Genomic DNA, 24,704 nt, shown 5'->3' with positions numbered 1-24,704 from the left:
CGCTGCGCCGGGCGAACCCGTGGTCCGCGTATCCGACGTCAGGCTGCACTATGGCAAGACCGAGGCGCTGCGCGGGATCACGCTCGACATCCCCACCGGGCTGATGATCGGCCTGATCGGCCCGGATGGGGTCGGCAAGTCCAGCCTGCTCTCACTGGTGTCCGGCGCGCGTGCGGTGCAGGAGGGCGAGGTCCGCGTACTCGGCGGCGACATGCGCGATCGCAAGCACCGCCTCGCGGTCTGCCCGCGCATTGCCTACATGCCGCAAGGGCTGGGCAAGAACCTCTATCCCACGCTGTCGGTGGAGGAAAATCTCCAGTTCTTCGGCCGCCTGTTCGGCCACGACACCGCAGAGCGCCGCCGCCGGATCGACGAACTGACGCGGGCGACCGGGCTCGATCCCTTTCTCGCGCGCCCGGCGGGCAAGCTTTCGGGCGGGATGAAGCAGAAGCTGGGCCTGTGCTGTGCGCTGATCCACGATCCCGACCTCTTGATCCTCGACGAGCCGACCACCGGCGTCGACCCGCTCGCCCGCGCGCAGTTCTGGGATCTCATCGCCGATATCCGCAAGACACAGGGGCAGATGAGCGTGATCGTCGCCACCGCCTACATGGACGAGGCGCAGCGCTTCGACTGGCTGGTGGCGATGGACGACGGCAATGTGCTCGACACCGGCACGCCGCAGGAGATTTTCCAGCGCACCGGCACCGCGTCGCTGGAGGAAGCCTTCATCGCGCTGCTGCCCGAGGAGAAGAAGCGCGGGCACGAGCCGGTGGTGATCCCGCCGCTGGAGGCCGACGAGGACGATGTCGCCATCGAGGCGCAGGGCCTGACCATGCGCTTCGGCGATTTCACGGCCGTCGATCACGTCAGCTTCCGGATCAGGCGGGGCGAGATCTTCGGCTTCCTGGGCTCCAACGGCTGCGGCAAGTCGACGACGATGAAGATGCTGACCGGCCTGCTTGCCGCCACCGAGGGTGAGGCATGGCTGTTCGGCAACAAGGTCGATTCCAGCGATATCACCACCCGGCGGCGGGTCGGCTACATGAGTCAGGCTTTCTCGCTCTATGGCGAGCTGACGGTGCGGCAGAACCTCGAACTCCACGCGCGGCTGTTCCATGTCCCGCGTGAGGAGATCCCCGCGCGCGTCACCGAAATGGTCGAGCGTTTCGATCTGGCTCACGAGATCGACGAACTGCCGGACAGCCTGCCGCTCGGCATGCGGCAGCGGCTGAGCCTTGCGGTGGCCATGGTGCACCGGCCGGACTTGCTGATCCTCGACGAGCCGACTTCGGGTGTCGATCCGGTGGCGCGCGATTCCTTCTGGCGCCTGCTGGTGGCGCTGTCGCGGCGCGACAAAGTGACGATCTTCATCTCCACCCACTTCATGAACGAAGCCATGCGGTGCGACCGGATGTCGATGATGCACGCGGGCAAAGTGCTGGACAGCGACACGCCCGCCCGCCTGATCGAGAAGCGCGGCGCAAAGGATCTGGAAGAGGCCTTCATCGGCTATCTGGTGGAAGCGGGCGGCGACACCCGGCCCGCCGACGGCACCGGCCCCGCGCTGTCGGCCCCGCCGCCCGACGAGCATCCCGACGTGGGCGGCAGCTTCAGCCTCCAGCGCTGCCTTACTTATGCCTGGCGCGAGACGCTGGAATTGCAGCGCGATCCGGTGCGCGCCACGCTGGCACTGGCCGGTTCACTGATCCTGATGCTGGTGATCGGTTTCGGCATGACCACCGACATCAACGAACTGTCCTATGCCGTGCTCGACCGGGACGGCACCACGCTCAGCCAGAACTACGCGCTCGATATCTCCGGTTCGGATTACTTCAAGGAGCATGCGCCGATCCGCGATTACGACGATCTCGACCGGCGGCTCCAGACCGGCGAACTGGCGCTGGCGATCGAGATTCCACCGGGCTTCGCGCGCGATGTGGGTGCCGGGCGGCCGGTCTCCATCGGTGCGTGGTTCGATGGCGCCAATCCCCAGCGCGCGGAGACGGTGCAGGGCTATATCCAGGGCCTGCACCAGCACTGGCTGACCGAGCAGGCGCGCCAGCGGCTGGGATCGACCTCCGGGATCTTCTCCATAGAGAACCGCTTCCGCTACAATCCGGACGTGCAGAGTCTGCCGGCGATGGTGCCGATCGTGATCCCGCTGCTGCTGCTGATGCTCCCGGCGATGCTCACCGCGCTGGCGGTGGTGCGCGAGAAGGAGATCGGCTCGATTATCAACCTCTACGTCACCCCGGTTACCCGGAGCGAGTTCATGCTGGGCAAGCAGGCGCCCTATGTGGCGCTGGCGCTCATCAATTTCCTGCTGATGGTGCTGATGGCGATCTTCATCTTCGACGTGCCGGTGAAGGGCAGCTTCCTCACGCTGCTGCTGGCGGCGACGATCTACTGCATTTCGGCGACCGGGATGGGCCTGCTCGCCTCGGCCCTGACGCGCAGCCAGATCGCGGCGATGTTCCTGGCGATGATCGGCACGATGATCCCCGCGACCACGTTCGGCGGCATGACCGATCCGGTCTCCTCGCTGGAAGGCGGGGCGCGGTTCATGGGAGAGATCTACCCCGCCAGCCACATGTTCACGATCAGCCGCGGCGTCTTTTCCAAGGCGCTGGGCTTTTCGGACCTCATGGGCGCGTTCCTGCCGCTGGCGATCTCCGCCCCTGTGATCGTCGGGGTGGCCATCCTGCTCCTGAAGAAACAGGAGACCTGACATGTCCGCTTCTTCGTTCGGCCGCGTTTTCGCCAAGATATCCAACATCTACCGGCTCGGCGTGAAGGAGCTGTGGAGCCTGTGGCGCGATCCGATCATGCTGGTGCTGATCGTCTTCACGTTCACCGTCTCGGTCTATACCTCCGCCAATTCGACGCCGGAGACGCTGCACAACGCGGCCATCGCCATTGTCGATGAAGACGATACCCCGCTTTCGCAGCGCATCATCTCGGCCTTCTATCCGCCGCAGTTCGTGGTGCCCCGGATGATTACGCCCGATCAGGTCGATCCCGGCATGGACGCGGGCGACTTCACGTTCGTCCTGCACATTCCCCACGGATTCCAGCGCGACGTGCTGGCCGGGCGCGGCTCGAACGAAGGCGGTGCCGAGATCCAGTTGCTGACCGATGCCACGCGCATGAGCCAGGCCTTTACCGGCACCGGGCATATCCAGCAGATCGTGTCCGGCGAAGTGACCGAGTTCGTCAACCGCTACCGCGCCAACGCCGCGCCGCAAGTGGACCTGGCGATCCGTGCGCGGTTCAATCCCACGCTCAACCGCACGTGGTTCGGCGCGCTGGCGCAGATCATCAACCAGATCGCCATGCTTTCGATCATCCTCACCGGCGCCGCCCTGATCCGCGAGCGCGAGCATGGCACTATCGAGCACTTGCTGGTCATGCCGGTGACGCCGTTCGAGATCATGATGTCGAAAGTCTGGTCGATGGCGCTGGTGGTGCTGCTGGCCTCGGCGCTGTCGGTGAATCTGGTGGTGCGGGCGCTGATGCAGGTGCCGATCGCGGGGTCGCTGCCGCTGTTCTTCGCAGGCGCCGGGCTGGTGCTGTTCTCGACCACCTCGATGGGCATTTTCCTCGCCACCATCGCGCGCAACATGCCGCAGTTCGGCATGTTGATGATCCTGGTGCTGCTGCCGCTCCAGATGCTGTCGGGCGGGAGTACGCCGCGCGAATCGATGCCGGAGCTGGTGCAGAACGTGATGCTGCTCGCGCCGACTACGCATTTCGTCGAACTGGGGCAGGCTATCCTGTTCCGGGGCGCGGGGTTCGACGTGGTCTGGCCGCAGTTCGCGGCCACCATCGGCATTGGCGCGGCGTTCTTCGCGATCGCGCTGGCCCGCTTCCGCTCGACCATCAGCGCGATGGCGTGAATGGCGATTGCGGGGGCTGTTGACGCCCCCCCCGGGCAGTGCGCGGGAAATAAAATCTTCAAACTTTTCTTACTGCGATTGCCTCGCATCTGTCGCAAATTACTAATTTGCCTAAATAATAAGTACGCTCAGAAATTATCTGTCGGCGCGAGGCCCGTCGCCGTCCGTTTTTTATCGCATTTTTCGACCCTGGCGCCACGGACCAATCTAATACCTATAGGGTTGTATGCCGATACCTAAATGATATCAATCGCTGAACGTTTTGTAATTTGAATAATGAAATAAGAATGTTAGGGGCGCGCCGAACGAAGCGGATTGGTTGGACAAATATTAAGCGCGAGGGGTCGCTGCGAGATGATATTCGATACTTATCACTGCCCATGGGAGACAGCTGCAAACGATATGCAGGAGTGTGTATCTTTGTTAGATTACATGGACAATTATGAAGTCGGTTTCACCAGCAGGACTCAGGAAACTCTTTTTTTTAGAGTATTACAACTCGCGGTCGAATTATTAGAGGCTTCTAAGCCGGAACAACTTGCCGCAGCCCGCGTGGATCTGACGCGGTTGTGCTGCCGCCGGTATCACTAAGGTATCTAAGGTCAGGCGGCAGAAGGCGTAAACCGCTCTTCCCGTTCCCGAGACAGGAACAGGCCGCAGGACAGGCTTTCGCGCGCTCGAACGGCTGAACGCGCGCCAGACAGATCGCGGATCCGGAAGGCAGGCCTCCCGGAAATTCCGCGTTCTCTTTACGTTACATCCCACACGATCGGCAGGTTGCGGATCGAGAGCAGGCCGGGGAATACCGTGGTGTCCGCGCCCGGCTTCACCCGGAATTCGGGTATGCGTGCAAACCATTCTTCCAGCAGCAGCCGCAGTTCCCGCCGGGCAAGGTGGGCGCCAAGGCAGATGTGCACGCCGCCGACGAATGTGAAGTGGCGGTTTGCCTTGCGTTCGGGGTCGAACTCGCGCGGGTTTTCGAAGCGCGTGGGATCGAAGTTGCCGGAGGGATTGAGGCAGGAGAACGAATCCCCCTGTTTCACCTGAATGCCGTGCCACTCGAAGTCCTTCGTTGCCGAGCGCGCGGAGGAGAGGATCGGCTGGGTGCGGAGGAATTCCTCGACCGCAGAGTTGATCACTTCCGGATTCTCGCGGATGCGCTGCTGCAATTCGGGCTGGAGCGCCATGCGGCGGAACATCTGCGCGATCGTGGCGGCCACGGTATCGAGCCCGCCGAGCCAGAGGAACCAGACCATGCCGATCTTCTCGTCATCGGTCAGCCCGCGGCCCTCGATCTGGCCATGGACGATGGACGAGACGAGGTGCTCATCCGGATTGGCTTCCTTCTCGGCGATGAAGCTGCGCAGGAATTCGAGCACGCCGCGCAGCGCCGCTTGCATCTTTTCGAGGCTGCCGGAGTGGAGGATGTCCCACTCCCAGTCGAGGAACTGGTCGAACTTCTCGTCCGGGAAGCCCATCAGGCCCATGAAGATGCGCACCGGATAGACCCGCGCGAAGTCCCACGCCATGTCCACTTCGCCCTTGTCGGCGACGGCATCGATCATCTCGGTCACGATCTTGCGGATGGACGGCTCCAGCTCGCGGGTGATCCGCGCGGGGCTGAAGTAGGGCATCAGGTAGAGCCGGTACTTCTGGTGGTCCGGCGGGTCGATGGCGAGCGGGATGGACTTGAACGTCTCCCCGATCAGGCGCTGGAATTCGGCGGTTCCGGCGTTCGAGAAGTGCTCGTTGTCCGAATAGACGCGCTCGATATCCTCGTAATGCGTGACCACCCAGTTGCCGCGCCGGTTGCCGCTGATGGCGCCGAGGCCGTGCATCGAGGGCGGGTTGAACAGCAGGCGCGGAATCTCCGGCCCGGAAAGCCAGCCGCAGGGTTCGTAAGGGTCGACAAGATCGTTGGGCAGGGTGCCCATCGCGAAGCCGAGATCGACGATCCGGTCCTTCGGCACGTTGTCGGGGGCATCGAATTCGACACGGATATCGTCGAGCGTCTGCATTTGTGGCATGATGGTCTCTCCCGAGGTCATGGATGCCCGGGCATCCTTCCGGCGGCAAGGCGCGGCAAGGCAGCCGTACAGTCCCGGACCGGCACCAAGGCCATTCATCGTCTCGGCGTTGGGCTCATCGATTGATTGCAGCCCCGTGGGTTGCGACATGAGTCCTCAATACGTTTTTGGGAGATACGGCCATGGCCGATGCAGACACCAAGGAAATGAAGGACTCGGCACGCAAGTACTGGTCCTCCGAAGGCTACACCAGGGGCGGGGTGATCCGCGAGGTGGACTACGCCACGCAGTCGGGCGGGCTCGACCCGTCGCTGGAAGGCATCAAGATCGTCGATACCGACACCCACCTCAGCGAACCGCCGACGCTGTTCACCGACCGCGCGCCGATCGGCCTGAAGAGCAAGATGCCTTTCGTGAAGCGCGATGCCGATGGCGTCGACCGGTGGTATATCGGGGACCGCAACTGCGGTTCGCTGGGCGGCAACGTGATCCGCAAGGACAACAACAAGCTGCTCGGCCGCCTCGCTTTCCCGACGCTGGAAGAAGCGCATCCGGGCGGTCACGAGATTGCCCCGCGTCTTCAGGCGATGGACGACATGGGCGTCTATGCGCAGATCTGCTTCCAGAACTCCGGCGTCACCCAGGCGGGCATGCTGATGACGCTGGGCGATGACGATCTGGCCGTCACCATCATGAAGACGTTCAACGATTTCAACGCCGACTATCAGCGCGAATCGGGCGAACGTCTGTTCCCGATGGCGCACCTGCCGTTCTGGAACAAGGCGGAGATGGAGAAGGAAGCCCGCCGCTGCATCGACATGGGCCTGCGCGGCTTCGTGCTGCCCGACACGCCCGAGCGCGTCGGCGTGCCCAGCTTCAACCATGAATACTGGACGCCGTTCCTGGAGATGATCGACGCCGAAGGCATCTCGCTCAACTTCCACCTCAACGCCGCGATCGACCCGAACACGCTGACCTGGGAAGGTTTCCAGTTCGAACAGACGCTGTCGGTGGTCGCCACGATGTTCTCGATCGGCAACGCGGCAACGCTGGGCAACTGGATGGTCTCGGGCCGTCTGGATCGTCACCCGAACCTCAAGATCGGCCTGATCGAAAGCGGCATGGGCTGGGTGCCTTTCGCGGTGGAAGCGCTGGAACACCAGTTCCAGGAAATGCTGCCCAGCAAGCGCAACGTGCTGAAGAAGCAGCCCTGGGACTACTTCCGCGACCACTTCATGTGCACCTTCTGGTTCGAGAAGATCGCACCCAAGCTGCTGCTGGAAACCATCGGCGTGGGCAACGTGATGTTCGAAACCGACTTCCCGCACCCCACCTCGCTCTATCCGGGCGTGCAGGCGCACATCAAGGACGTGCTGGGCGGTTACGACTTCGCCACCAAGAAGAAGGTTCTGCAGGACAACGCGGTGCGGTTCTACAAGCTGCCGTTCTGATTTATCGGGCTTGTTCTCAAGGAGAGGGCCGGAAGCGGGCAACCGCTTCCGGCCTTTCGTTTGTGCACGGTGTGTCGCGCGCGGTTTTGAGTCGGAGTGGACGTTCCGGACTCGCCGTCATTGCGGAAGCTGGGATGACAATGGAGGAAGGGTGGTTCCTCGCGAATCGTCATCCTGAACTTGTTTCAGGATCCATTCCTCGGCCTGTTCCGAACGGCGGGGGAAGGGCGCGGCGAGCGCGCATTGCGGATCAAAGCGCAGTACCGGTCGCGAGATGGATACTGAAACAAGTTCAGGATGACGTGGAGGAGGAAGTCTCGCATCTTCTCTAATCCGGCCATCATGCTCCGCGATCCTGCCGGGGCCGAAACAGCCATCATCACCTTGCCAATTGACTGACTGACCTCCCAACCCGCTCAGGCTGAGCTTGTCGAAGCCCCCGGAGGCGGGGCGCGAGGTTCCATCCTTCGACAGGCTCAGGATGAGCGGGGTGTGAGAGGGAGAGGCAGCCAACTTTTGGGCAATTTCCGCCGCTCATCGAACCCGGCACTGAAAAAGAAAAATGGGTTCACGCGGAGACGCGGAGGAGTGGCGTTGCGTGGCAAGCCGCGTTCTTCTCCAAGGCTGCGGTTACCGCGCCGTGCGATAAAGAGATTGCGGCACGGTGCGTGCATCTCTGCGTCATGCCCAATTTCGATGTTCGAAAAAGCGCGAGATTCAGGCGGAAACTCGGCGGGTCCTAGCCCGCAATGGTCATCCCCGGTTTCCAGCCGCTCTCGGTCAGAAACGCCTTGGGATCGCGCATCGCGTAGATCTCGCGCAGGGCCTGCTTCTTGTCATGCGCACGGGCATAATAGGCCTTGATGATTCGATAGCCGACCCAGTACCCGAGGTCGCCGGGATGCGCCGCATCGCCGACGCCGTTGTACATCCATGCCGAGAGATCGGTCTTGTCCATATCTCGCAGGAAGGCGTTCTCGATCTCGGCCTCGCGGCCCTTGGTCCATGCCGCGTGCTGGTAGTCGCCGACGCCGCCGGAGATCAGTTCGGCGGTGAACTCGCCCGCGCCTTCCATCAGTGACATCGCCAGCACCGTCGCGCCGGGTGCATCGGGTTCGAGCGCCTGCTGCGCAGCCGATTGCTGGATATGGCCGTATTCGTGGGCGATGGTGTGGACGAAGCGGTCCTCGACATTCGGGTCCATGAAGTCCGCCGAACAGAGCGCCTCCAGCCCCATCGTCACCCCGCTGTCGTCGGTGAGCCCGACCGGCCGCCCACGCCCGATCACGAACGTCACTGGCGGGAACCTCGCCTCGGGATAGAGCGCCGCCAGCTTAGCGAAAGCCTTGGCCAGCCGCAGCTTCACGGCGGGTAGCACGGCAAGGCAGCTTCGGGCTTTCTCGTAGACTTGGGGATGAGCGGCGATATTGGCGGCGATCCGGGGCCCAGTGACTGTACGCAGTTTCGCGATCTCGTGCAGGCCGGCCGTGCCGGGGCTGAGGTAATCGTTGTCCAGTTGCTCGGCAGTGGGATGTCCGCTCGCTGCGTCGTAGAGGCGGAAGAAGCGGTCGACGTCTTCGGTCAGGATCTGCGGCGGAGCCGGAGTTGCGGCCCCGACGGCGGATAGCGGGAGTGCAAGGCACAGCGCGAAAGCGACGAGGCGGCGGATCATCCGATGATGCTGACCGTTTCGTCGCTTTGCGTCAAATTACAGTGCGTTCCACTACCACGCGCCCGTGTTCCACCCGTCATCCCCGCGAAGGCGGGGATCCCGCTTCTTCTTGCGGCGTAGCAAAAAGGCAGCGGGGCCCCCGCCTTCGCGGGGGCGACGGGTCGATGGCAGTGTTAGCCCGCCCTCTACCGGTCAGCTCTGGATGAACGCCAGCAGATCGGCGTTGATCGCGTCCGCATGAGTCGTGTGCATGCCGTGCGGATAGCCGGGATAGACCTTGATCGACCCGTTCGGCAGCAGTTCGACCGATTTGCGCGAGGCGTCGTCGATCGGGACGACCTGATCGTCATCCCCGTGCAGGCAGAGCGTGGGCACGGTGATCGCTTTCAGGTCCTCGGTCTGGTCGGTTTCCGAGAAGGCCTTGATACCGTCGTAATGCGCCTTGGCGCTGCCGATCATGCCCTGCCGCCACCAGTTGTTGATGGCGCCCTGGATCACCTCGGCACCGGGGCGGTTGAAGCCGTAGAAGGGCCCGCTCGGCACGTCGATATAGAACTGCGCACGATTGGCGGCGAGCCCGGCGCGGAAGCTGTCGAAGACCTCGATCGGCAGGCCGCCCGGATTTTCCGGAGTCTGCAGCATCAGCGGCGGCACCGCGCTCATCAGCACGGCCTTGGCCACGCGCCCGGACGGCTGGCCATGCCGCGCGACATAGCGCGCCACTTCGCCGCCGCCGGTGGAATGGCCGATATGCACGACGTTGCGCAGGTCAAGATGCTCCACCACCGCGAAAGCATCGGCGGCATAGTGGTCCATCGTGTGCCCATCGCTCACTTGCGTAGACCGCCCATGGCCGCGCCGGTCATGCGCGACCACGCGGAAGCCGTGCTGGAGGAAAAACAGCATCTGCGCGTCCCAGTCGTCGGCCGAAAGCGGCCAGCCGTGGTGGAACATGATCGGCTGGGCCTCCTTGGGGCCCCAGTCCTTGAAGAAGATTTCAACGCCGTCCTTGGTGGTGACGAAGCTCATGGCTCGGTCCTTTTCCGTCATGTTGGGGAGGAGAGGAAAGTCGAACATGCGCGCCCGGGTCGTCCGGCAAGTTTCGGACAACATGGGCGAATCTGGATTATGAGGCGACGGGCGGAGGCTAGTGGAGCCTTGCCCGCCTTTCAAGCGCAAGCGACGGGGCGGCCGCTGCGCGCCATGGATCGAGGCCAGATCGGCCCGAGTTAGACCAGTCCGAGCTTGGCCAGTTCGCGGGCGAGGGCGGGCGGCATGGCGTCGCCGGCGGTCTCGCCATCCTGAAGGTCGCGCGGGGCGTCGGCCTCGGCCAGATAGCGCCAGCCCTGATGCGCGCGCTTGGGCTTGGTGACGACGGGCACGAGTTGCGGCGCCAGCCGGATCCACCAGCGGCCATCGTCGCGCTGCTCGAAGCCGAGGATTTCGGAGCGGCCGATCAGCGCGTGCTCGTAGATCCAATAGAGCGAGCCGCCGACCATCTCTTCGTGCCGCTTGGGCAGATAGCGCGTGGTGAGCCGCGCCTCGCCCACGTCATCGTGGCTTTCCAGCCATGCGCGAAGGTCCGCCGGGCTCTCGGCGGAGAAGGCGATCTTGGTCATGTGCAGCGGCATCGACGCTAGATAGGAGCGGGCGGGGGTGAGGGCCAGTGGGTTTTGTGTAAAGCTTTGCGGCTGGCGGGTGCCCCCACTCCGCTCATCCTGAGCTTGTCGAAGGATGGGGAGGCGTGGCGCCTCGTCTCGGGGCCTTCGACAGGCTCAGGCTGAGCGGGTTGGAGGTGGTGGTGAGGGGACGTTGCCGCCGGTTTGTTCGAGGCAAGGGGCGGTGGGGTGCGGGCCTTGTTCAGGGAAATGTCTGACGAGCCGGCCACAACACTTTCGTCGCCCCCGCGAAGGCGGGGGCCCCGCTGCCTTTGCGCCCTCTCAACTTTCGCCAAGCGCGAACTCGGCGATCACGCCAGTCCGGTCAACACCGCCAGCCCAAGGAACGAGAAGAAGCCCATCGTATCCGTCGCCGTGGTCACGAACACGGCTGAAGATACGGCGGGGTCGATCCGGAACCGGTCGAGCGCGACGGGCACGAGGATGCCGGCCAGCCCTGCGGTCAGGTTGTTCACCAGCATGGCGGTCGCAATCACCGCACCCAGCAGCGGGTTGTTGAACAGCAGCCACGTCCCCGTGCCGATCAGCGCGCCAAGGGCAAAGCCATTGGTCATCGCGATCCGGAATTCGCGGAAGATCATGCGCCAGGTGTTCGAATCGGTGAGCTGGTTGGTGGCGATCGCGCGTACGACCACGGCCAGCGTCTGGGTGCCCGCGTTGCCGCCCATGCCCGAAACGATCGGCATCAGGACCGCCAGCAGCGCGAACTTGGTGATCGCGCCCTGGAACAGCCCGACCACGCTGGACGCCAGCATCGCCGTGCCGAGGTTGACCACCAGCCACGCCAGTCGCGTGCGCACGGTGACCAGGATCGGTTCGTTGATGTCGCCGTCGCCTGCACCGGACAGGCGCAGGATATCCTCGCTCGCTTCTTCCTGAATGATGTGGACGATGTCGTCGACCGTGATCTGGCCGATCAGGCGGCCCACGCCGTCGACCACCGCCGCCGAAATCAGCGCGTATTTCTGGAAGCGCAGCGCGACTTCTTCCTGGTCCATGTCGGCCGGGATCAGCGTCTGATCGCGGGACATCACATCGCCCAGCGGAATGTTGCGCGGGGTGCGCAGGATCCACGAGAGCGCGCAAGTGCCGATCGGGCGGTGCATCGGATCGACGATGAACACTTCCCAGAACTCGGTGGGCAGTTCGCGATGTTCGCGCAGGAAATCGATAAGGTCGCCCACTGTCATGGACTCGGGCACCGCGACGAAATCGCGGCTCATCAGGCGGCCGGCGGATTCCTCGGGGTAGGACAGCGCGGTTTCGATGGCCGCGCGGTCTTCCGGCTCCATTTCGGCGAGGACGGCCTGCTGGTCCTCCTCGTCGAGGTCTTCCAGCATGGCGACGGCGTCGTCAGTGTCCAGCTGTTCGGCGATCTCGGCCACGACGTCGGCGGGCAGCGCCTCGACCAGTGCTTCGCGCACCCAGTCGTTGAGTTCGGCGATCACCTCGACGCTCATCAGGTCCCGGATGGCGCGGGCAAGGTCGAGGCGCTCGTGCTCGTCGAACAGCTCGAAAAGGTCGGCGATGTCGGCCGGGTGGAGCGGCTCGACAAGGTCGTAGACGCGCTCGAAATCCTCGTCGTGCAGCGCGTCCTTCACGCTGCGTACGAAGTCGGATTTCAGGTGGTTGTCGCGGTCGAGGCTATCCGAATCCTTGCCCGAATCGCGGCCGGATTCAGGCTCCGGATCGGGAGGAGCGTCCTGCGCACCCAACGCGCGATCCCTCTGCTCTTCCTGAAGATCCGTTTCCGTCATGCTGGCCGGTCTAAGCGGCAAATCCGCAATTGCAACCGGGGCAGGGAAATGTGCGCAAATTGGGGCACAAATTCAGGTGGACGTGACATTACGGTCATCCGCCTTATATCGGTCGCAAGCCAGTGCCGCGCGGCCAGTTCTGCGTGGACGGACAACATTGGAGACTACTGCGATGGCCGACGAATTTCTGACCTTCACTCTCGACACCGGCAATGGCGAAGGCGGCGACGTCAAGATCAAGCTGCGCCCCGACCTTGCGCCCGGCCATGTCGAGCGCATCAAGGAACTGGTGGGCGAGGGCTTCTACGACGGCATCAAGTTCCACCGCGTGATCCCGGGCTTCATGGCGCAGGGCGGCTGCCCCAACGGCACCGGCATGGGCGGTTCGGACAAGCCTGACCTCAAGGCCGAATTCAACGCCGAGCCGCACGTGCGCGGCGTCTGCTCGATGGCCCGCACCAGCGCGCCGCACTCGGCCAACAGCCAGTTCTTCATCTGCTTCGACGATGCACGCTTCCTGGACAAGCAGTACACCGTGTGGGGCCAGGTGGTCGAAGGCATGGAAAACGTCGACGCGCTGCCCAAGGGCGAGCCGCCGCGCGAGCCGGGCAAGATCGTGAAGGCGACCATTTCGGAAGGCTGATCGGCCTTTCGGGAAAGCCTGAAAATGCGAAGGGGCGGTTCCGTGAGGAGCCGCCCTTTTTCGCCTCTGGTACCGTCGCCCTGCCGAACCGGGGATAGTCTGTATATCCATCGCGGCAGATAGCGCGCATTCACCGGGCATGAGCGCGGGGCCTTCTCCAGACGACAGCCGATCGCACGGGAAGTGGCGCAGGCTTGGGCGTGAACCCATCGCGGGCCTGATCGCGGCAGTCGTTGCGATTCCCGATGGTCTTGCGGCGGCGGCGATGGTCGGCGTCAATCCGGTGCTGGGTCTCTATACCGGCGCCATCTCGCCTGCCGTGGGCGGCGCGCTTGTCAGTACCCAGTGTTTGCTCATCAGCGCCACCAGTGCCTCGGCCATTGCTGCGGCAGAGGCGCTGTCCGCCTACCCCGCCGGGTTGCGCCCTCAGGCGCTGGCCGCGCTGGTGCTGCTGATCGGCGGGTTTTTGGTTGTGCTGGGGCTGCTGCGCGCGGGGCGACTGGTGCGCTTCGTCTCGCACGCGGTGATGACCGGCTTTCTGCTCGGCGTGGCGGCGGCGCTGGTGCTGGACCAGTTGCTGCAATTGCTGGGCTATCATCCGCCGCCGGGCAATCTGGTGATGCAGACGGTGGCGCTGTTCGCGCATCTGGATGCGATCGTGCCAAAGGCGGCGGCCATCGGCGGGCTGGCGCTGGCAATCCTGCTGCTGCTCCGCCCCACGAGGCTGGACAACTGGGCGCCTTTGATTGCGCTGCTGGTGCCCACGGTGCTGATCGCGTGGCTGGGCTGGAGCGATGTGGCGACGGTGGGCCGGCAGGGGGAGAGCGGCTTGCCCCTCCCGCAGATTCCGCACCTTGGCATCGTGACCGCGCAGCTTGCGGGGACGGCGCTGGCGATCGCGCTGGTCATCGCCGTGCAGGCGGCGGGCGTGAGCCAGGGCGCGTTCAATCTCGACGGATCGAAGCCGAACGTGTCGCGCGACATGATCGCGCAGGGCGCGGCCAACCTTGTCGGCAGCCTGTTCGGCGCGATTCCGGCGGGCGGATCGGTGGGGCAGACCGCGCTCAATATCAGCCTTGGCGCGCGCACCCGCTGGGCGGCGATATTCTCCGGCCTCTGGATGCTGATCTTCGTGGTGCTGATCCCGCATCTGGTGGCGAAAGTACCGATGCCGGTGCTGGCCGCGCTGATGGTGGTGGCAGGGATCGGCGCACTGAACTGGCGCGAGGCGCTGAGCGTCTGGCGCGTGGGCGGCGGCGCGCGCTGGGCGATCGTGGTGACTTTCGCGGCAACCCTGCTCACGTCCATCCCCAATGCCGTCGCGGTGGGCGTCGCGATGACGGTGGCGACCTTCCTGCTGTCCTCCGCTTCGGACATTTCGCTGTTCGCGCTGACCCGCCAGAGCGACGGCGGCGTGCGCGAGGATGCGCCCCCGGCCCGTCTGCCGTCGCACGCGATTACCATTGTGGAGGTGCGCGGCAGCCTGTTCTTCGCCGGTGCGCGCACGCTGGGCGAAAAGCTGCCCGATCCCTCGCAGGCGATCGCGCCCGTGGCGATCCTGCGGCTGCGCGGCTATAGCCCGGCCGGGGCCACGTTCATCGAAGTGCTGGACCGCTATGCCGACGAGATCGCCCAGGCCGGCGGCGTGCTCTACCTCAGCGGTGTAGGTCCGGCGCTGGCGGACCAGTTGACCCGAGCCGGCAAGCTGGACCTCGGCGGCTCGGTTCACATCATCGGCGCGACGCCCCTGTTGGGGGCATCAACCCAGGCCGCCGCCGCCGAAGCGTTGGCGTGGCTGACGGCCCATCCGGCAAAGACGTGAGGTTTCAGAGCCCCGCCTGAAGCAGCCATTCGTGGAAGATGCGCACCGGGCGGCTCTCCAGCGCCTTCGGCTTGCACACGAACCAGTAGCGATAGGGGCTCTCGACATCGACGTCGAACAGCCGGGCCAGACGGTTATCGTGGCTGCGGCGGAAGTGATCGTCGTGCATGATGGCGATGCCAAGGCCCTGCGCCGCGGCTTCCAGCACCAGCTGGCCGGAATCGAAACGGTCTACCGAGGCGGGCTCCAGCTTGTTCATGCCCATCGCCTGCTTCCAGGCGTCGAGGCTCTCGGGCAGGTCCTGATGGATCAGGAAGGTCTGCTTGGACAGGATCGCCTCGTCCGGGACATTGCCGATCTCGGCGGCCATTTCCTTGGAGGTGATGGCGTAGACCTTGTTGTGGTCCAGCTGGATGCGATAGTAGGCCGGGTCCGGCTCCTTGGCGAGGATGATCGCGGCGTCCAGCGTGTCGCCCACGCGGTCTTCAAGGTGCGTGCCGGTATCGATGTCGATATGCAGGCGCGGGTGCAGCTTGCGCAGTTCCGGCAGGCGCGGGAACAGGCGCTGGCCGCCGAACAGCGACGGCACGCCCAAGTGCAGGCGCAGGACCTGACCGCGATCGATCTGCGATTCCACCGCTTCGGCCAGTTCTTCCAGCTTGGGGCCGACCACGTTGTAGAAGGCCATGCCTTCGTCGGTCAGCTTCATCGACTGGTGCTGGCGCGTGAACAGGCGCTTGCCGGTGAAATCCTCCAGCGCGGCAACGCGGCGCGAGAGGGCGGAGGGGGAAAGCGCCAGTTCGTTAGCCGCCGCCTTGGCCGAACCAAGGCGGACGACGCGGACGAAGGCTTCAAGCGCGCGCAGCGGGGGGAGTCGGCGTACTGGCAATGTCTCGTCTTTTCACTCGGAATACAGCGCCGACCGGAATGGCGACGCCGGGGTTAATCTGGTGTTTCCGCCGCCTCCGGGGCGGGCGGATGGAGCCGAAGCCGCGTCACGCGCCGTTCGTCGCCGTCGGTGACTTCGATCCGCCAACCGCTGCCGTGTTCGAGGACCGTGCCGACTTCCGGGACACCACCGGCCAGGACGAATGCCAGGCCACCCAGGGTGTCTACCGCTTCCTCGACTTCGGCGAGGCGCGGATCGATCCGTTCCGCCACATCCTCAAGCTCGACGCGGGCGTCGGCGTCCCAGATACCGCTCTCTTGCGAAATTAGCAACTCTTCGGGGGCATCATCGTGCTCATCCTCGATGTTGCCCACGATTTCCTCGACAAGATCCTCGATCGTGATGAGGCCATCGGTGCCGGAATATTCATCGATCACCACGGCCAGATGCGTGCGCTGGGCGCGCATGTCGACCAGCACGTCCAGCGCGCCGCGCGATTGCGGCACGTAGAGCGGCTGGCGCAGCAGCGTGCACCAATCCTCGGGTGGCTGTTCGCCGCGCGCGAGGATCGGGAACACGTCCTTGATGTGGATCATGCCCTTGATGGCGTCGAGCGAATCTCCATAGACCGGCATGCGGCTGTGGCCGTGCTCGGCAAAGGCCTCGATCACGTCGGCCCATTTGGCCGAGGCGGGGATCGCCACGATCTCGCTGCGCGGTACGGCCACGTCGTCGGCATCATGCTCGCTGAAGTGGAGCAGGTTGCGCAGCATCTGCCGTTCCAGCGGCGAAAGATCGCCCTTGGCGGCGCTGGTTTCCTCGGCGTCGCCCTCGTGCTCGTTGATGACGCCTTCGATCTGCGCGCGGAGCGACTGATCGACGTCGTTCTGGAAGAGCCTTCGGAAGACACGCCAGAGCGTGCCGGTACTGTCACCTTCTCCCGAGCCGGGCTCGGTGTGGCGGCCATTCTCGGCCATCGTGCTTGGTTATCCCTGACGTTAAATTCGATCCCCATATGGGTCGGGAATGCCGATCAGGGCAAGGGCCTTTGTTTCCAGCGCTTCCATCGCCACCGCATCGGCCTCGGAAATCTCGTGGTCGAGCCCGGCAAGGTGCAGCAGGCCGTGGACGATCAGGTGCGTGGCGTGGTTCTCGACCGAAATGCCCTTTTCCGCCGCCTCGCGCGTGCAGGTCTCGCAGGCGAGGGCGAGGTCGCCCAGCATCTCCGGCGGTCCGTCGGGCGCGAGGGCGAGCAGGTCGACGCGGTCCAGCATGGGGAAGGACAGCACGTTGGTAGGCTTATCCTTGGCGCGCCATTCGCGGTTGAGGACGTGGACTTCCTCGTCCGAGGTGAACAGCAGGCTGGTGATGAGCCGCTGATTGTCCAGTTCGGGCGCAACCTCGACCAGCGCTTCCAGCGCGCGTTCGGCAAGGTCGGCCCAGTCGGTTTCCGCGGGCCAGGGTGCTTCGATGTCGATTTCGAGGTCCATTTCCGGGTCCTTACGCGCAGACGCGCGTTCGGTCGAGCGGAGGGGAGAGAAAAGGAAGCGGGATGCGCGCCTTCGCGGGGATGACGGGGTTGGGTGAGGGAGTTTTAATTGGCGGATATATCGAGTGACGAAGATGAGGTGTCCGCAAACATTTTCGTCGCCCCCGCGAAGGCGGGGGCCCCGCTTTTCTTGGAGCCATCGACATGGAGAAAGGCGGCTGGCTCTACATGACCAGCGACCGTTATCGCGGAGGCATCTACACCGGGGTCTCCTCGCATCTCCAACGCCGTATCTGGCAGCACCGTGAGGGTTCGGGGTCCGTGTTTGTCCGCGAATACGGTTTCACAAGGCTGGTTTACGCCGAGCGGTACGACGAAATCGAACATGCGATTCGCCGGGAGAAGGCGGTGAAGAAATGGCGGCGAGAGTGGAAGATCCGACTGATCGAGGCGATGAACCCTGACTGGGAGGACATGTTCGATCGGCTTGGCGGGGCGCTGTGACGCCAGAAAAGCGGGGCCCCCGCCTCCGCGGGGGCGACGATGCTTTTTTGTGCGGGCTTCCGTTCAAAGCCGACGATCAGTTTTGGCGCGAAATTCGAAAACCACCGCCAATTCGAAACCGACGTTGGGCACAGCCAACATCGGCCCCAAAAACCACGTCGTCCCCGCGAAGGCGGGGACCCCGCTTGTTCTTCCTATTCCGGCTTACCCTCATAAGCCTCGACGATCCGCCCGACGATCGGATGGCGCACAACGTCGGCCGACGTGAAGCGGGTAACATCGATCCCATCCACGCCTTCAAGCCGCTGCACCGCGTCGGCAAGGCCGCTCATGCGGTCGCCGCCGGGGATGTCGACCTGCCGGGGGTCGCCGCAGACGACCATGCGACTGTTCTGGCCGAAGCGGGTGAGGAACATCTTCATCTGCTCGCGCGTGGTGTTCTGCGCCTCGTCGAGAATGATGAAGGCATCGGCCAGCGTGCGGCCACGCATGAAGGCGATCGGTGCGATCTCGATCTCGCCGTTGGCAAGGCGGCGTTCCACCTGTTCGGGCGGCATGCAGTCGTAGAGCGCGTCGTAGAGCGGGCGCAGGTAGGGGTCGACCTTGTCCTTCATGTCGCCGGGCAGGAAGCCCAGCTTCTCACCGGCCTCGACCGCCGGGCGCGAGAGGATCAGGCGCTGGACCGAGCCGGTCATCAACTGCGAAACCGCCTGTGCCACCGCGACATAGGTCTTGCCGGTACCGGCCGGGCCAAGCGCGAAAATCACGTCGGACCGGGCCAGCGCACGCATATATTCGATCTGCGTGGCGGAGCGCGGCACGATGGTCTTGCGGCGGGTGCGGATCATGATCGGCGGTGCGCCGGCATCGCCGCTGATAATCCCTTCCAGCGTCGGTTCCGAGGACATGGCAATCAGCGACTCGATCGCGCCCGAATCGAGATCCTGGCCCATCTCCAGCCGGTGATACATGCCCTTGATCGTATCGCGCGCGCGGGCGACGGAATCTTCGGGGCCTTCGATCTGGATGCGGTTGCCGCGCGCCGAGATGTAGACGCCAAGCCGGTTTTCCACCTGCACGAGATTGGAATCGAACTGGCCGAACACGGCTCCTAACAGCGTCGGCTCGTCGAACTCGACCTCGGCACGCGCCCTGCGATTGGTTTCGGGGCGGAACTGCGCCGGATCTCCGGCACGGGCTGCTTTTCGGGCCATGCGCTCCTTTCGGGTGAGGATGCTTCGTTCTGTCCCGAAGATGGCTCCGCGCGTCGCTGCGCGCAAGGCGGGGGTTTTCGAAAATTGCCCGCTTCCTGGGGGATAACCCCGGATTTCGGCGCGGTTTGAACGGTTTGTCGCAAGCCAGCGACACTTCTGACCGATTCCTGCACAGATCATTGCAACCCCGTTCATGTAGCGGGGTTAGAAACTGAACTTATCGGGCAACACCCGAAAGAAGGTCGCCATTTCAAGGAGAACCATAATGCGCAAGATCATCATGGCGGTGCTGACAGCAAGCGTCGCGGTCCCCAGCCTGGCCATTCCCACTATGGCCTCCGCCCAGTCGATGCGCGAAGTGCGGCAGGACCAGCGCGACGTGCGCCACGACGAACGGCGTGGAGACTACCGCCAGGCGCGTAATGATCGTCGCGAAATGCATGAGGACTGGCGCGACTACCGCCAGGCCCACCGCAACGACTATCGCCGCCCGGCCTATGTCGGCCCGCGTGGCTATGCCTATCGCCCGGTGTCGGTCGGTTACCGCTTCGCTCCGGCCTATTACGGCAATCGCTACTGGGTGAACGACTATGGCCGCTACCGCCTGGCCCCGCCGCGCGCCGGCCACCGCTGGGTTCGCTACGGCAATGACGTTGCCATGGTGGACATGCGCTCCGGCCGTGTCGTGACCGTCTATAATAACTTCTTCTGGGGCTGATTTATCGCCCCGCGAGATTGCTGATACGCCGCCGATAGCCCGGCGGGTCGCGGAGGGCCTCCGGCGTATGACGCCGGGGGCCTTTTCCTTGTCTTCCGCCCGTGTCGGACATGCGACGGACCGACCTTGCGGGCAGGGCGAACAAGCGGCTAACCTTGCTGAATGAGAAGGACAACTTCACTCCGCATCCGGGCCGCCTCGGTGCTGGCGCTCGCCCTCGGCCTCTCGCTTGGCGCCTGCAAGCAGGACAAGGCGCCGGTCGAACCCACGGCCTCCACGGCGGTTGAGGAGAGCGAGGAACCCACCGAAGCCGCGCCGATGACGGTCGAGGACTGGATCCGCGCCCATAACAAGGAAGCGGTCTCCAGCGACCTCGGCAAGTTGCAGTACGCCACTGCCGAGGTCGATCTCGACGGCGACGGTACGCCCGAAGTGCTCGCCTATCTCGGCGGCCCGATGCTGTGCGGCACGGGCGGCTGCAACCTCGTGGTGCTGAAGCGCGACGGGACGGAGTTGCGCAAGGTCAGCGAGATCAGCGTGGTCCAGCTTCCCGTGGGCGTGCTGAATACCAAGACCAATGGCTGGCGCGATCTTGCGGTGACGGTCGCGGGTGGCGGCGTGACCGAAGGCATCCGCCGCTTGCCCTTCGACGGCAAGACTTATGCCGAAAACGCCACCGTGGCACCCGCCACCGAATCCGCGACGATCGGCAAGGAACTGATCCCCGAAGCCCCACTCAAGCCGCTCGACTGACTTCTAGAGTGTCAGCCAGCGGCGGAAGGCGGCGTTGACCGCCTCGGGCTGTTCCATCGGCGCCATATGCCCGGCGCCTGCGATCACTTCGTAGACCGCGCCGGGCAGAGCCTGCACCATTTCTTCGGCAAGACGTGGCGGAGTGAGCGCGTCCGCAGCGCCCACCATGACCATTGCGGGCACGGTTACGGTGCCGAGCGTTTCCAGCGAATCCGCGCGGTCGATGATCGCCGCCTGCTGGTCCATGTACGTGCCGAAACCGACGCGCAGCGCCATCTGCACGACCTCTTCGAACAGCTCTTCCGGACAATTGGGTGCGACCAACTGGCGCAGCGAGCCGCGCAGCACATGCTCGAACCCGCGCGCCTGCGCCGTGTGGATCGCCGCGCGGCGCAACGCCGCCTGCTCCTCGGTATCGGCGCGGGCATTGGTGTCGACAAGGGCAAGGCGCGTGACCCGATCCGGCGCGCGGCGCCAGATCTCCATCGCGACATAGCCGCCCATCGAGAATCCGGCGATGGCGAACCGCTCCGGCGCCGCGTCAAGCACGCGGCTGGCCATGAGGGCGATCGAATCGTCCTTCAGCGTATCGCCAATGAGGATGTCCGCGATGTCCGAAAGCCCGGAAATCTGCGCGTGCCAGACATGGCGGTCGCAGGACAGGCCCGGGACGAGAACCAGCGCTTCCCGTTCGCTCACGCCGGTACGGTGCTCAGCAATCTAGCGGAAACCGCGTTGTAGCCGCCCTCGATCAGTTCCACCGTCACCATATCGCCCACTGCGACATCGCCCTCGAAATAGACCGATTGCAACCACGGCGACTTGCCCAGCCACTGGCCGGGGAACTTGCCCTTGCGCTCGACCAGCACCTGGCAGGTCTTGCCGACCGAGGCCGCGTTGAAGGCGGTCTGGTCGCGGCCCAGCGCGGCTTGCAGACGCAGGATCCGGTCGGTCATGACCTCGGCAGGGATCTGCCCGTCCATCGTCGCGGCGGGAGTGCCGGCGCGCGGGCTGTACTTGAAGCTGAAGCACTGCGCGTAACCGACGGCATCGACCAGCGCGAGCGTGTCCGCGAACTCGGCCTCGGTCTCGCCGGGGAAGCCGACGATGAAGTCTCCGGAAAGTGCGATGTCGGGGCGCACGGCGCGCACCTTTTCCAGCACTTTCAGATAGCTTTCGGCGGTGTGGCTGCGGTTCATCGCCTTGAGCACGCGGTCGTTGCCCGCCTGCACCGGCAAGTGAAGGAACGGCATCAGCTTTTCGACGTCGCCATGGGCGGCGATCAGCGCGTCGGTCATGTCGTTCGGGTGGCTGGTGGTATAGCGGATGCGGGCAAGATCGGGGATCTCGGCCAGTTCGCGGATCAGCCCGTCAAGGCCGATCCGGCGGCCCTTCGCGTCCTCGCCATACCAGGCGTTCACATTCTGCCCGAGCAGCGTGATCTCGCGCGCGCCGGCATCGATCAGCCGCTTCGCCTCGTCGATCAGATCGGCATGCGGACGCGAGACTTCGGCGCCGCGCGTATAGGGCACCACGCAATAGGTGCAGAACTTGTCGCAGCCTTCCTGGACGGTGAGGAAAGCGGTGGGGCCGGAGCGCCTGCGACGGGGCAGGGCATCGAACTTGGTTTCGGCCGGCATGTCGGTATCGGTGACGCGCTTGCCGGCGGTGGCTTCGCGGATCATGTCGGGCAGGCGGTGATAGGCCTGCGGGCCCACCACCATCTTGACGGCGGGCGAGCGCTTCATGATCTCGTCGCCCTCTGCCTGCGCGACGCACCCGGCGACCGCGATCAGCGGCGAGGAGCCATCGTCGCGCTTCAGGCGGCCGATGTCGGAATAAACCTTTTCCGCTGCCTTTTCACGGATATGGCAGGTGTTGAGCACGACAAGGTCGGCCTCTTCGCCCTCCGGCGCGGCGGTGATGCCTTGCTCGGCGAGCAGTTCGGCCATGCGCTCGCCATCATAGACGTTCATCTGGCAGCCGAAGCTCTTGACCCGGTAGGTTTTGGGATTCGCGGTGGATGGCATGAGCGGCGCGATACACGCGTTTCGGGCGGTTTTGAAGGGGTGGGGTTATGGGGCGGGCGGGAGAAGATTGAATCGCGCGGCGGCGCAGAAATCTTTCGCTGCGCGGCAGGTTCTCCGCATCACACAGGCACACACACACCGCTCATCCTGAGCTTGTCGAAGGATGGAGACCTCGCGCCCCGCTCGCCGGGGGCTTCGACAAGCTCAGCCTGAGCGGGATTGGGGGGGGGGGGCTGGAATTGGGGGCAAGCGGCCCCTCGGGCATGCCCACCGCGCTGGGACTAACGCGCAAGTCTTGCCCCCTCCCGCTTGCGGGAGGGGTTGGGGGTGGGCTTTCACAACGCCCGCATTCCCGCACTGCCACCTCGCAGCCTGTTTCCCTTTGCGCGCAACTCGGCTATCCGCGCGCGGATGAGCGATAACCAGACCCTTTACGCCGCCTTCGCAGGCCACCTCAACGCCGCGCTCGATGCGCTCGAAGCAGCGGGCACGCTGCCCGGCGGGTTGAAGCGAAGCGCGATCACGGTCGAACCGCCGCGCGACAGCTCGCATGGCGACCTCTCGACCAACGCGGCAATGGTCCTGTCCAAGCCCGCCGGCATGAAGCCGCGCGATCTGGCGGACGCGCTGGTGGCCGAACTGACCAAGCTCGATGCGGTCACCTCGGCCGAGATCGCCGGGCCCGGCTTCATCAACTTGCGCCTTTCGCCCGCGACCTGGCTCACCGAACTGCGCGCCATTGCCGCGCTCGGCGCCGACTATGGCCGCTCGACGATGGGCGGTGGCAGCACCGTCAATGTCGAATACGTCTCCGCCAACCCGACCGGCCCGATGCACATGGGCCACTGCCGCGGTGCGGTGGTCGGCGATGCGCTGGCGACGCTGCTGGAGTTCGCGGGCCACAAGGTCATCAAGGAATACTACGTCAACGATGCCGGCGCGCAGGTGCAGGTGCTCGGCCGCTCGGCGCATGTGCGGTACCGTGAGGCGCTGGGCCATGACGTGGGCGCGATCCCCGAGGGGCTCTATCCGGGCGAATACCTGATCCCGGTCGGCCAGCAGCTCGCCGCCGAGTTCGGCGACAAGTACGCGGAAGCGCCCGAATCGGAATGGCTGACGCTGTTCCGCGAAAAGGCCGTCGCGGCGATGCTGGTGATGATCAAGGAGGACCTCGCGCTCCTCGGTATCCACCACGACCTGTTCTCTTCGGAAGCCGAGCTTCAGGCCTCGGGCAAGCCGGACGAGGCCGAGGCGTGGCTGCGTTCGAAGGGCCTCGTCTATGACGGCGTGCTCGAAGCCCCCAAGGGCAAGACGCTTGAGGACTGGGAAGCGGTGGAACTGCCGCTGTTCAAGTCGACCCAGTTCGGCGACGATCAGGACCGCCCGATCAAGAAGTCGGACGGCACCTGGACCTACTTCGGCGCCGACCTCGCTTATCACTTCCAGAAGGCCCAGAGCGCCGACGCGCTGGTGGACATCTGGGGCGCGGATCACGCGGGCACCGTCAAGCGCATCAAGGCCGCCGTCGCCGCCATGACCGGCGCGGATGGAGAGCCCACGCCGTTCGAGATCAAGCTGGTCCAGATGGTCCAGCTGCTGCGCGACGGCGAGCCGGTGAAGATGTCCAAGCGTTCGGGCAACTTCGTCACGCTGGCCGAAGTCGTCACCGAAGTGGGCAAGGACGTGGTGCGCTTCACCATGCTCACCCGCAAGCCGGAAGCGCAGATGGACTTCGACTTCGCCAAGGTGGTCGAAGCCTCGAAGGACAACCCGGTGTTCTACGTGCAGTACGCCAATGCACGCGTCCACTCGACCATGCGCAAGGCTGAGGGCGAGGGCTTCTCCCCCGGCGCAGGCCACCTCGAACTGCTGGGCGAGGAAGAGCTGGAGCTGGTGAAGCTGGCCGCGCAGTTCCCCCGCATCGTCGAGGCTGCGGCCGCCGCGCGCGAACCGCACCGCATCGCCTTCTTCCTCGGGGACATTGCCGCAGCGTTCCATGGTTACTGGAACCTCGGCAATGACCGTGTGGAAAAGCGCTTTATTAACGCCGAAGATGGTAACCTGACTTCCGCGCGGCTTTTCCTGGCCACGCAGATCGGGCAGATTATCCGCAACGGGCTGGCACTGCTCGGCGTCGAAGCGGTGGAGGAAATGTAA

Annotated in this window: 21 protein-coding genes; 9 read left to right on the top strand and 12 right to left on the bottom strand. The window is 64.6% G+C overall.

What is annotated here, in order from left to right:
- Positions 1-19: 19 nt before the first annotated feature.
- Both rbbA and EDF56_RS11230 read left to right on the top strand, forming a co-directional pair.
- On the top strand, positions 20-2,731 hold the full coding sequence (gene rbbA / locus EDF56_RS11235; protein WP_132387303.1) for a ribosome-associated ATPase/putative transporter RbbA: 2,712 nt from the start codon (positions 20-22) through the stop codon (positions 2,729-2,731).
- A gap of 1 nt (position 2,732) precedes the next feature.
- Positions 2,733-3,899, top strand: a complete 1,167-nt coding sequence (locus EDF56_RS11230) for an ABC transporter permease (RefSeq protein WP_132387301.1) — start codon at positions 2,733-2,735, stop codon at positions 3,897-3,899.
- A 749-nt stretch (positions 3,900-4,648) separates the two neighbouring features.
- On the opposite strand, the gene EDF56_RS11225 is transcribed toward EDF56_RS11230, so the two are convergent.
- Positions 4,649-6,076 (bottom strand): cytochrome P450, encoded by a 1,428-nt coding sequence (locus EDF56_RS11225; protein ID WP_243652539.1) that lies wholly within the window; start codon positions 6,074-6,076, stop codon positions 4,649-4,651.
- 32 nt (positions 6,077-6,108) lie between these two features.
- On the opposite strand from EDF56_RS11225, the gene EDF56_RS11220 reads away from it, so the two are divergent.
- Positions 6,109-7,377 (top strand): amidohydrolase family protein, encoded by a 1,269-nt coding sequence (locus EDF56_RS11220; RefSeq protein WP_132387297.1) that lies wholly within the window; start codon positions 6,109-6,111, stop codon positions 7,375-7,377.
- A gap of 117 nt (positions 7,378-7,494) precedes the next feature.
- On the opposite strand, the gene EDF56_RS25920 is transcribed toward EDF56_RS11220, so the two are convergent.
- The 5 genes from EDF56_RS25920 to mgtE all read right to left on the bottom strand — a co-directional run bounded on the left by EDF56_RS25920 (position 7,495) and on the right by mgtE (position 12,485).
- Complete coding sequence (locus EDF56_RS25920; protein ID WP_165912172.1) at positions 7,495-7,890, bottom strand: hypothetical protein; 396 nt, start codon at positions 7,888-7,890, stop codon at positions 7,495-7,497.
- 226 nt (positions 7,891-8,116) lie between these two features.
- Positions 8,117-9,049, bottom strand: a complete 933-nt coding sequence (locus EDF56_RS11215; RefSeq protein WP_132387295.1) for a DUF2268 domain-containing putative Zn-dependent protease — start codon at positions 9,047-9,049, stop codon at positions 8,117-8,119.
- A 192-nt stretch (positions 9,050-9,241) separates the two neighbouring features.
- Entirely contained in the window at positions 9,242-10,078 is an 837-nt protein-coding gene (locus tag EDF56_RS11210) for an alpha/beta hydrolase (RefSeq protein ID WP_132387293.1), read from the bottom strand.
- Positions 10,079-10,278: 200 nt separating this feature from the next.
- Complete coding sequence (locus EDF56_RS11205; protein ID WP_132387291.1) at positions 10,279-10,680, bottom strand: DUF1489 domain-containing protein; 402 nt, start codon at positions 10,678-10,680, stop codon at positions 10,279-10,281.
- Between the two features lie 338 nt (positions 10,681-11,018).
- The gene (gene mgtE / locus EDF56_RS11200; protein WP_132387289.1) at positions 11,019-12,485 is read right to left on the bottom strand and encodes a magnesium transporter; all 1,467 of its coding nucleotides are present in this window, start codon (positions 12,483-12,485) and stop codon (positions 11,019-11,021) included.
- Positions 12,486-12,657: 172 nt separating this feature from the next.
- Here mgtE and EDF56_RS11195 point away from each other — a divergent pair, with 172 nt between their 5' ends.
- Positions 12,658-13,128 carry a peptidylprolyl isomerase gene (locus EDF56_RS11195; protein ID WP_132387287.1) on the top strand — a complete coding sequence of 157 codons (471 nt, stop codon included), beginning with the start codon at positions 12,658-12,660 and terminating at the stop codon, positions 13,126-13,128.
- A 139-nt stretch (positions 13,129-13,267) separates the two neighbouring features.
- Positions 13,268-14,950 carry a SulP family inorganic anion transporter gene (locus tag EDF56_RS11190; RefSeq protein WP_132387285.1) on the top strand — a complete coding sequence of 561 codons (1,683 nt, stop codon included), beginning with the start codon at positions 13,268-13,270 and terminating at the stop codon, positions 14,948-14,950.
- Positions 14,951-14,954: 4 nt separating this feature from the next.
- Here EDF56_RS11190 and EDF56_RS11185 read toward each other — a convergent pair whose 3' ends face one another.
- The 3 genes from EDF56_RS11185 to ybeY are packed head-to-tail and all read right to left on the bottom strand — an operon-like array spanning position 14,955 to position 17,329.
- Entirely contained in the window at positions 14,955-15,839 is an 885-nt protein-coding gene (locus tag EDF56_RS11185; RefSeq protein WP_132387283.1) for a LysR substrate-binding domain-containing protein, read from the bottom strand.
- Between the two features lie 53 nt (positions 15,840-15,892).
- Complete coding sequence (locus EDF56_RS11180) at positions 15,893-16,816, bottom strand: hemolysin family protein (RefSeq protein WP_132387281.1); 924 nt, start codon at positions 16,814-16,816, stop codon at positions 15,893-15,895.
- A 21-nt stretch (positions 16,817-16,837) separates the two neighbouring features.
- On the bottom strand, positions 16,838-17,329 hold the full coding sequence (ybeY, locus tag EDF56_RS11175) for an rRNA maturation RNase YbeY (RefSeq protein ID WP_132387279.1): 492 nt from the start codon (positions 17,327-17,329) through the stop codon (positions 16,838-16,840).
- Positions 17,330-17,532: 203 nt separating this feature from the next.
- Here ybeY and EDF56_RS11170 point away from each other — a divergent pair, with 203 nt between their 5' ends.
- A complete protein-coding gene (locus EDF56_RS11170) occupies positions 17,533-17,832 on the top strand; it encodes a GIY-YIG nuclease family protein (protein ID WP_132387277.1) in 300 nt (99 codons plus the stop codon).
- 194 nt (positions 17,833-18,026) lie between these two features.
- Here EDF56_RS11170 and EDF56_RS11165 read toward each other — a convergent pair whose 3' ends face one another.
- A complete protein-coding gene (locus EDF56_RS11165; protein WP_132387275.1) occupies positions 18,027-19,046 on the bottom strand; it encodes a PhoH family protein in 1,020 nt (339 codons plus the stop codon).
- Between the two features lie 265 nt (positions 19,047-19,311).
- Between EDF56_RS11165 and EDF56_RS11160 the strand changes: the two genes are divergently transcribed.
- Positions 19,312-19,764: an RcnB family protein gene (locus EDF56_RS11160; protein WP_132387273.1), complete on the top strand. Its 453-nt coding sequence runs from the start codon at positions 19,312-19,314 to the stop codon at positions 19,762-19,764.
- A 162-nt stretch (positions 19,765-19,926) separates the two neighbouring features.
- Positions 19,927-20,517 carry a hypothetical protein gene (locus EDF56_RS11155; RefSeq protein WP_132387271.1) on the top strand — a complete coding sequence of 197 codons (591 nt, stop codon included), beginning with the start codon at positions 19,927-19,929 and terminating at the stop codon, positions 20,515-20,517.
- A gap of 3 nt (positions 20,518-20,520) precedes the next feature.
- On the opposite strand, the gene EDF56_RS11150 is transcribed toward EDF56_RS11155, so the two are convergent.
- Both EDF56_RS11150 and miaB read right to left on the bottom strand, forming a co-directional pair.
- Positions 20,521-21,216 carry an alpha/beta fold hydrolase gene (locus EDF56_RS11150; RefSeq protein WP_132387269.1) on the bottom strand — a complete coding sequence of 232 codons (696 nt, stop codon included), beginning with the start codon at positions 21,214-21,216 and terminating at the stop codon, positions 20,521-20,523.
- Positions 21,213-22,547, bottom strand: a complete 1,335-nt coding sequence (gene miaB, locus EDF56_RS11145) for a tRNA (N6-isopentenyl adenosine(37)-C2)-methylthiotransferase MiaB (RefSeq protein ID WP_132387267.1) — start codon at positions 22,545-22,547, stop codon at positions 21,213-21,215. Before miaB ends, EDF56_RS11150 begins: the two co-directional genes overlap by 4 nt.
- A gap of 411 nt (positions 22,548-22,958) precedes the next feature.
- On the opposite strand from miaB, the gene argS reads away from it, so the two are divergent.
- Entirely contained in the window at positions 22,959-24,704 is a 1,746-nt protein-coding gene (argS, locus tag EDF56_RS11140; protein WP_132387503.1) for an arginine--tRNA ligase, read from the top strand.

Source organism: Novosphingobium sp. PhB165 (assembly GCF_004341845.1).
Taxonomy (GTDB): domain Bacteria; phylum Pseudomonadota; class Alphaproteobacteria; order Sphingomonadales; family Sphingomonadaceae; genus Novosphingobium.
Note: the sequence above shows the minus strand (reverse complement) of the source record. Positions and strands in the feature narration are given on the sequence as shown.

Excerpts from the sequence above, each read along its gene's own strand:
- EDF56_RS11155 (WP_132387271.1), top strand. The coding sequence starts at position 19,927 with ATGAGAAGGACAACTTCACTCCGCATCCGGGCCGCCTCGGTGCTGGCG.
- EDF56_RS11210 (WP_132387293.1), bottom strand. The coding sequence starts at position 10,078 with ATGAGCTTCGTCACCACCAAGGACGGCGTTGAAATCTTCTTCAAGGAC.
- EDF56_RS11220 (WP_132387297.1), top strand. The coding sequence starts at position 6,109 with ATGGCCGATGCAGACACCAAGGAAATGAAGGACTCGGCACGCAAGTAC.
- argS (WP_132387503.1), top strand. The coding sequence starts at position 22,959 with ATGAGCGATAACCAGACCCTTTACGCCGCCTTCGCAGGCCACCTCAAC.
- EDF56_RS11195 (WP_132387287.1), top strand. The coding sequence starts at position 12,658 with ATGGCCGACGAATTTCTGACCTTCACTCTCGACACCGGCAATGGCGAA.
- EDF56_RS11225 (WP_243652539.1), bottom strand. The coding sequence starts at position 6,076 with ATGTCGCAACCCACGGGGCTGCAATCAATCGATGAGCCCAACGCCGAG.
- EDF56_RS11190 (WP_132387285.1), top strand. The coding sequence starts at position 13,268 with ATGAGCGCGGGGCCTTCTCCAGACGACAGCCGATCGCACGGGAAGTGG.
- EDF56_RS11180 (WP_132387281.1), bottom strand. The coding sequence starts at position 16,816 with ATGGCCGAGAATGGCCGCCACACCGAGCCCGGCTCGGGAGAAGGTGAC.
- ybeY (WP_132387279.1), bottom strand. The coding sequence starts at position 17,329 with ATGGACCTCGAAATCGACATCGAAGCACCCTGGCCCGCGGAAACCGAC.
- mgtE (WP_132387289.1), bottom strand. The coding sequence starts at position 12,485 with ATGACGGAAACGGATCTTCAGGAAGAGCAGAGGGATCGCGCGTTGGGT.
- EDF56_RS11205 (WP_132387291.1), bottom strand. The coding sequence starts at position 10,680 with ATGCCGCTGCACATGACCAAGATCGCCTTCTCCGCCGAGAGCCCGGCG.
- miaB (WP_132387267.1), bottom strand. The coding sequence starts at position 22,547 with ATGCCATCCACCGCGAATCCCAAAACCTACCGGGTCAAGAGCTTCGGC.
- EDF56_RS11230 (WP_132387301.1), top strand. The coding sequence starts at position 2,733 with ATGTCCGCTTCTTCGTTCGGCCGCGTTTTCGCCAAGATATCCAACATC.
- EDF56_RS11160 (WP_132387273.1), top strand. The coding sequence starts at position 19,312 with ATGCGCAAGATCATCATGGCGGTGCTGACAGCAAGCGTCGCGGTCCCC.
- EDF56_RS11215 (WP_132387295.1), bottom strand. The coding sequence starts at position 9,049 with ATGATCCGCCGCCTCGTCGCTTTCGCGCTGTGCCTTGCACTCCCGCTA.
- EDF56_RS11170 (WP_132387277.1), top strand. The coding sequence starts at position 17,533 with ATGGAGAAAGGCGGCTGGCTCTACATGACCAGCGACCGTTATCGCGGA.
- EDF56_RS11165 (WP_132387275.1), bottom strand. The coding sequence starts at position 19,046 with ATGGCCCGAAAAGCAGCCCGTGCCGGAGATCCGGCGCAGTTCCGCCCC.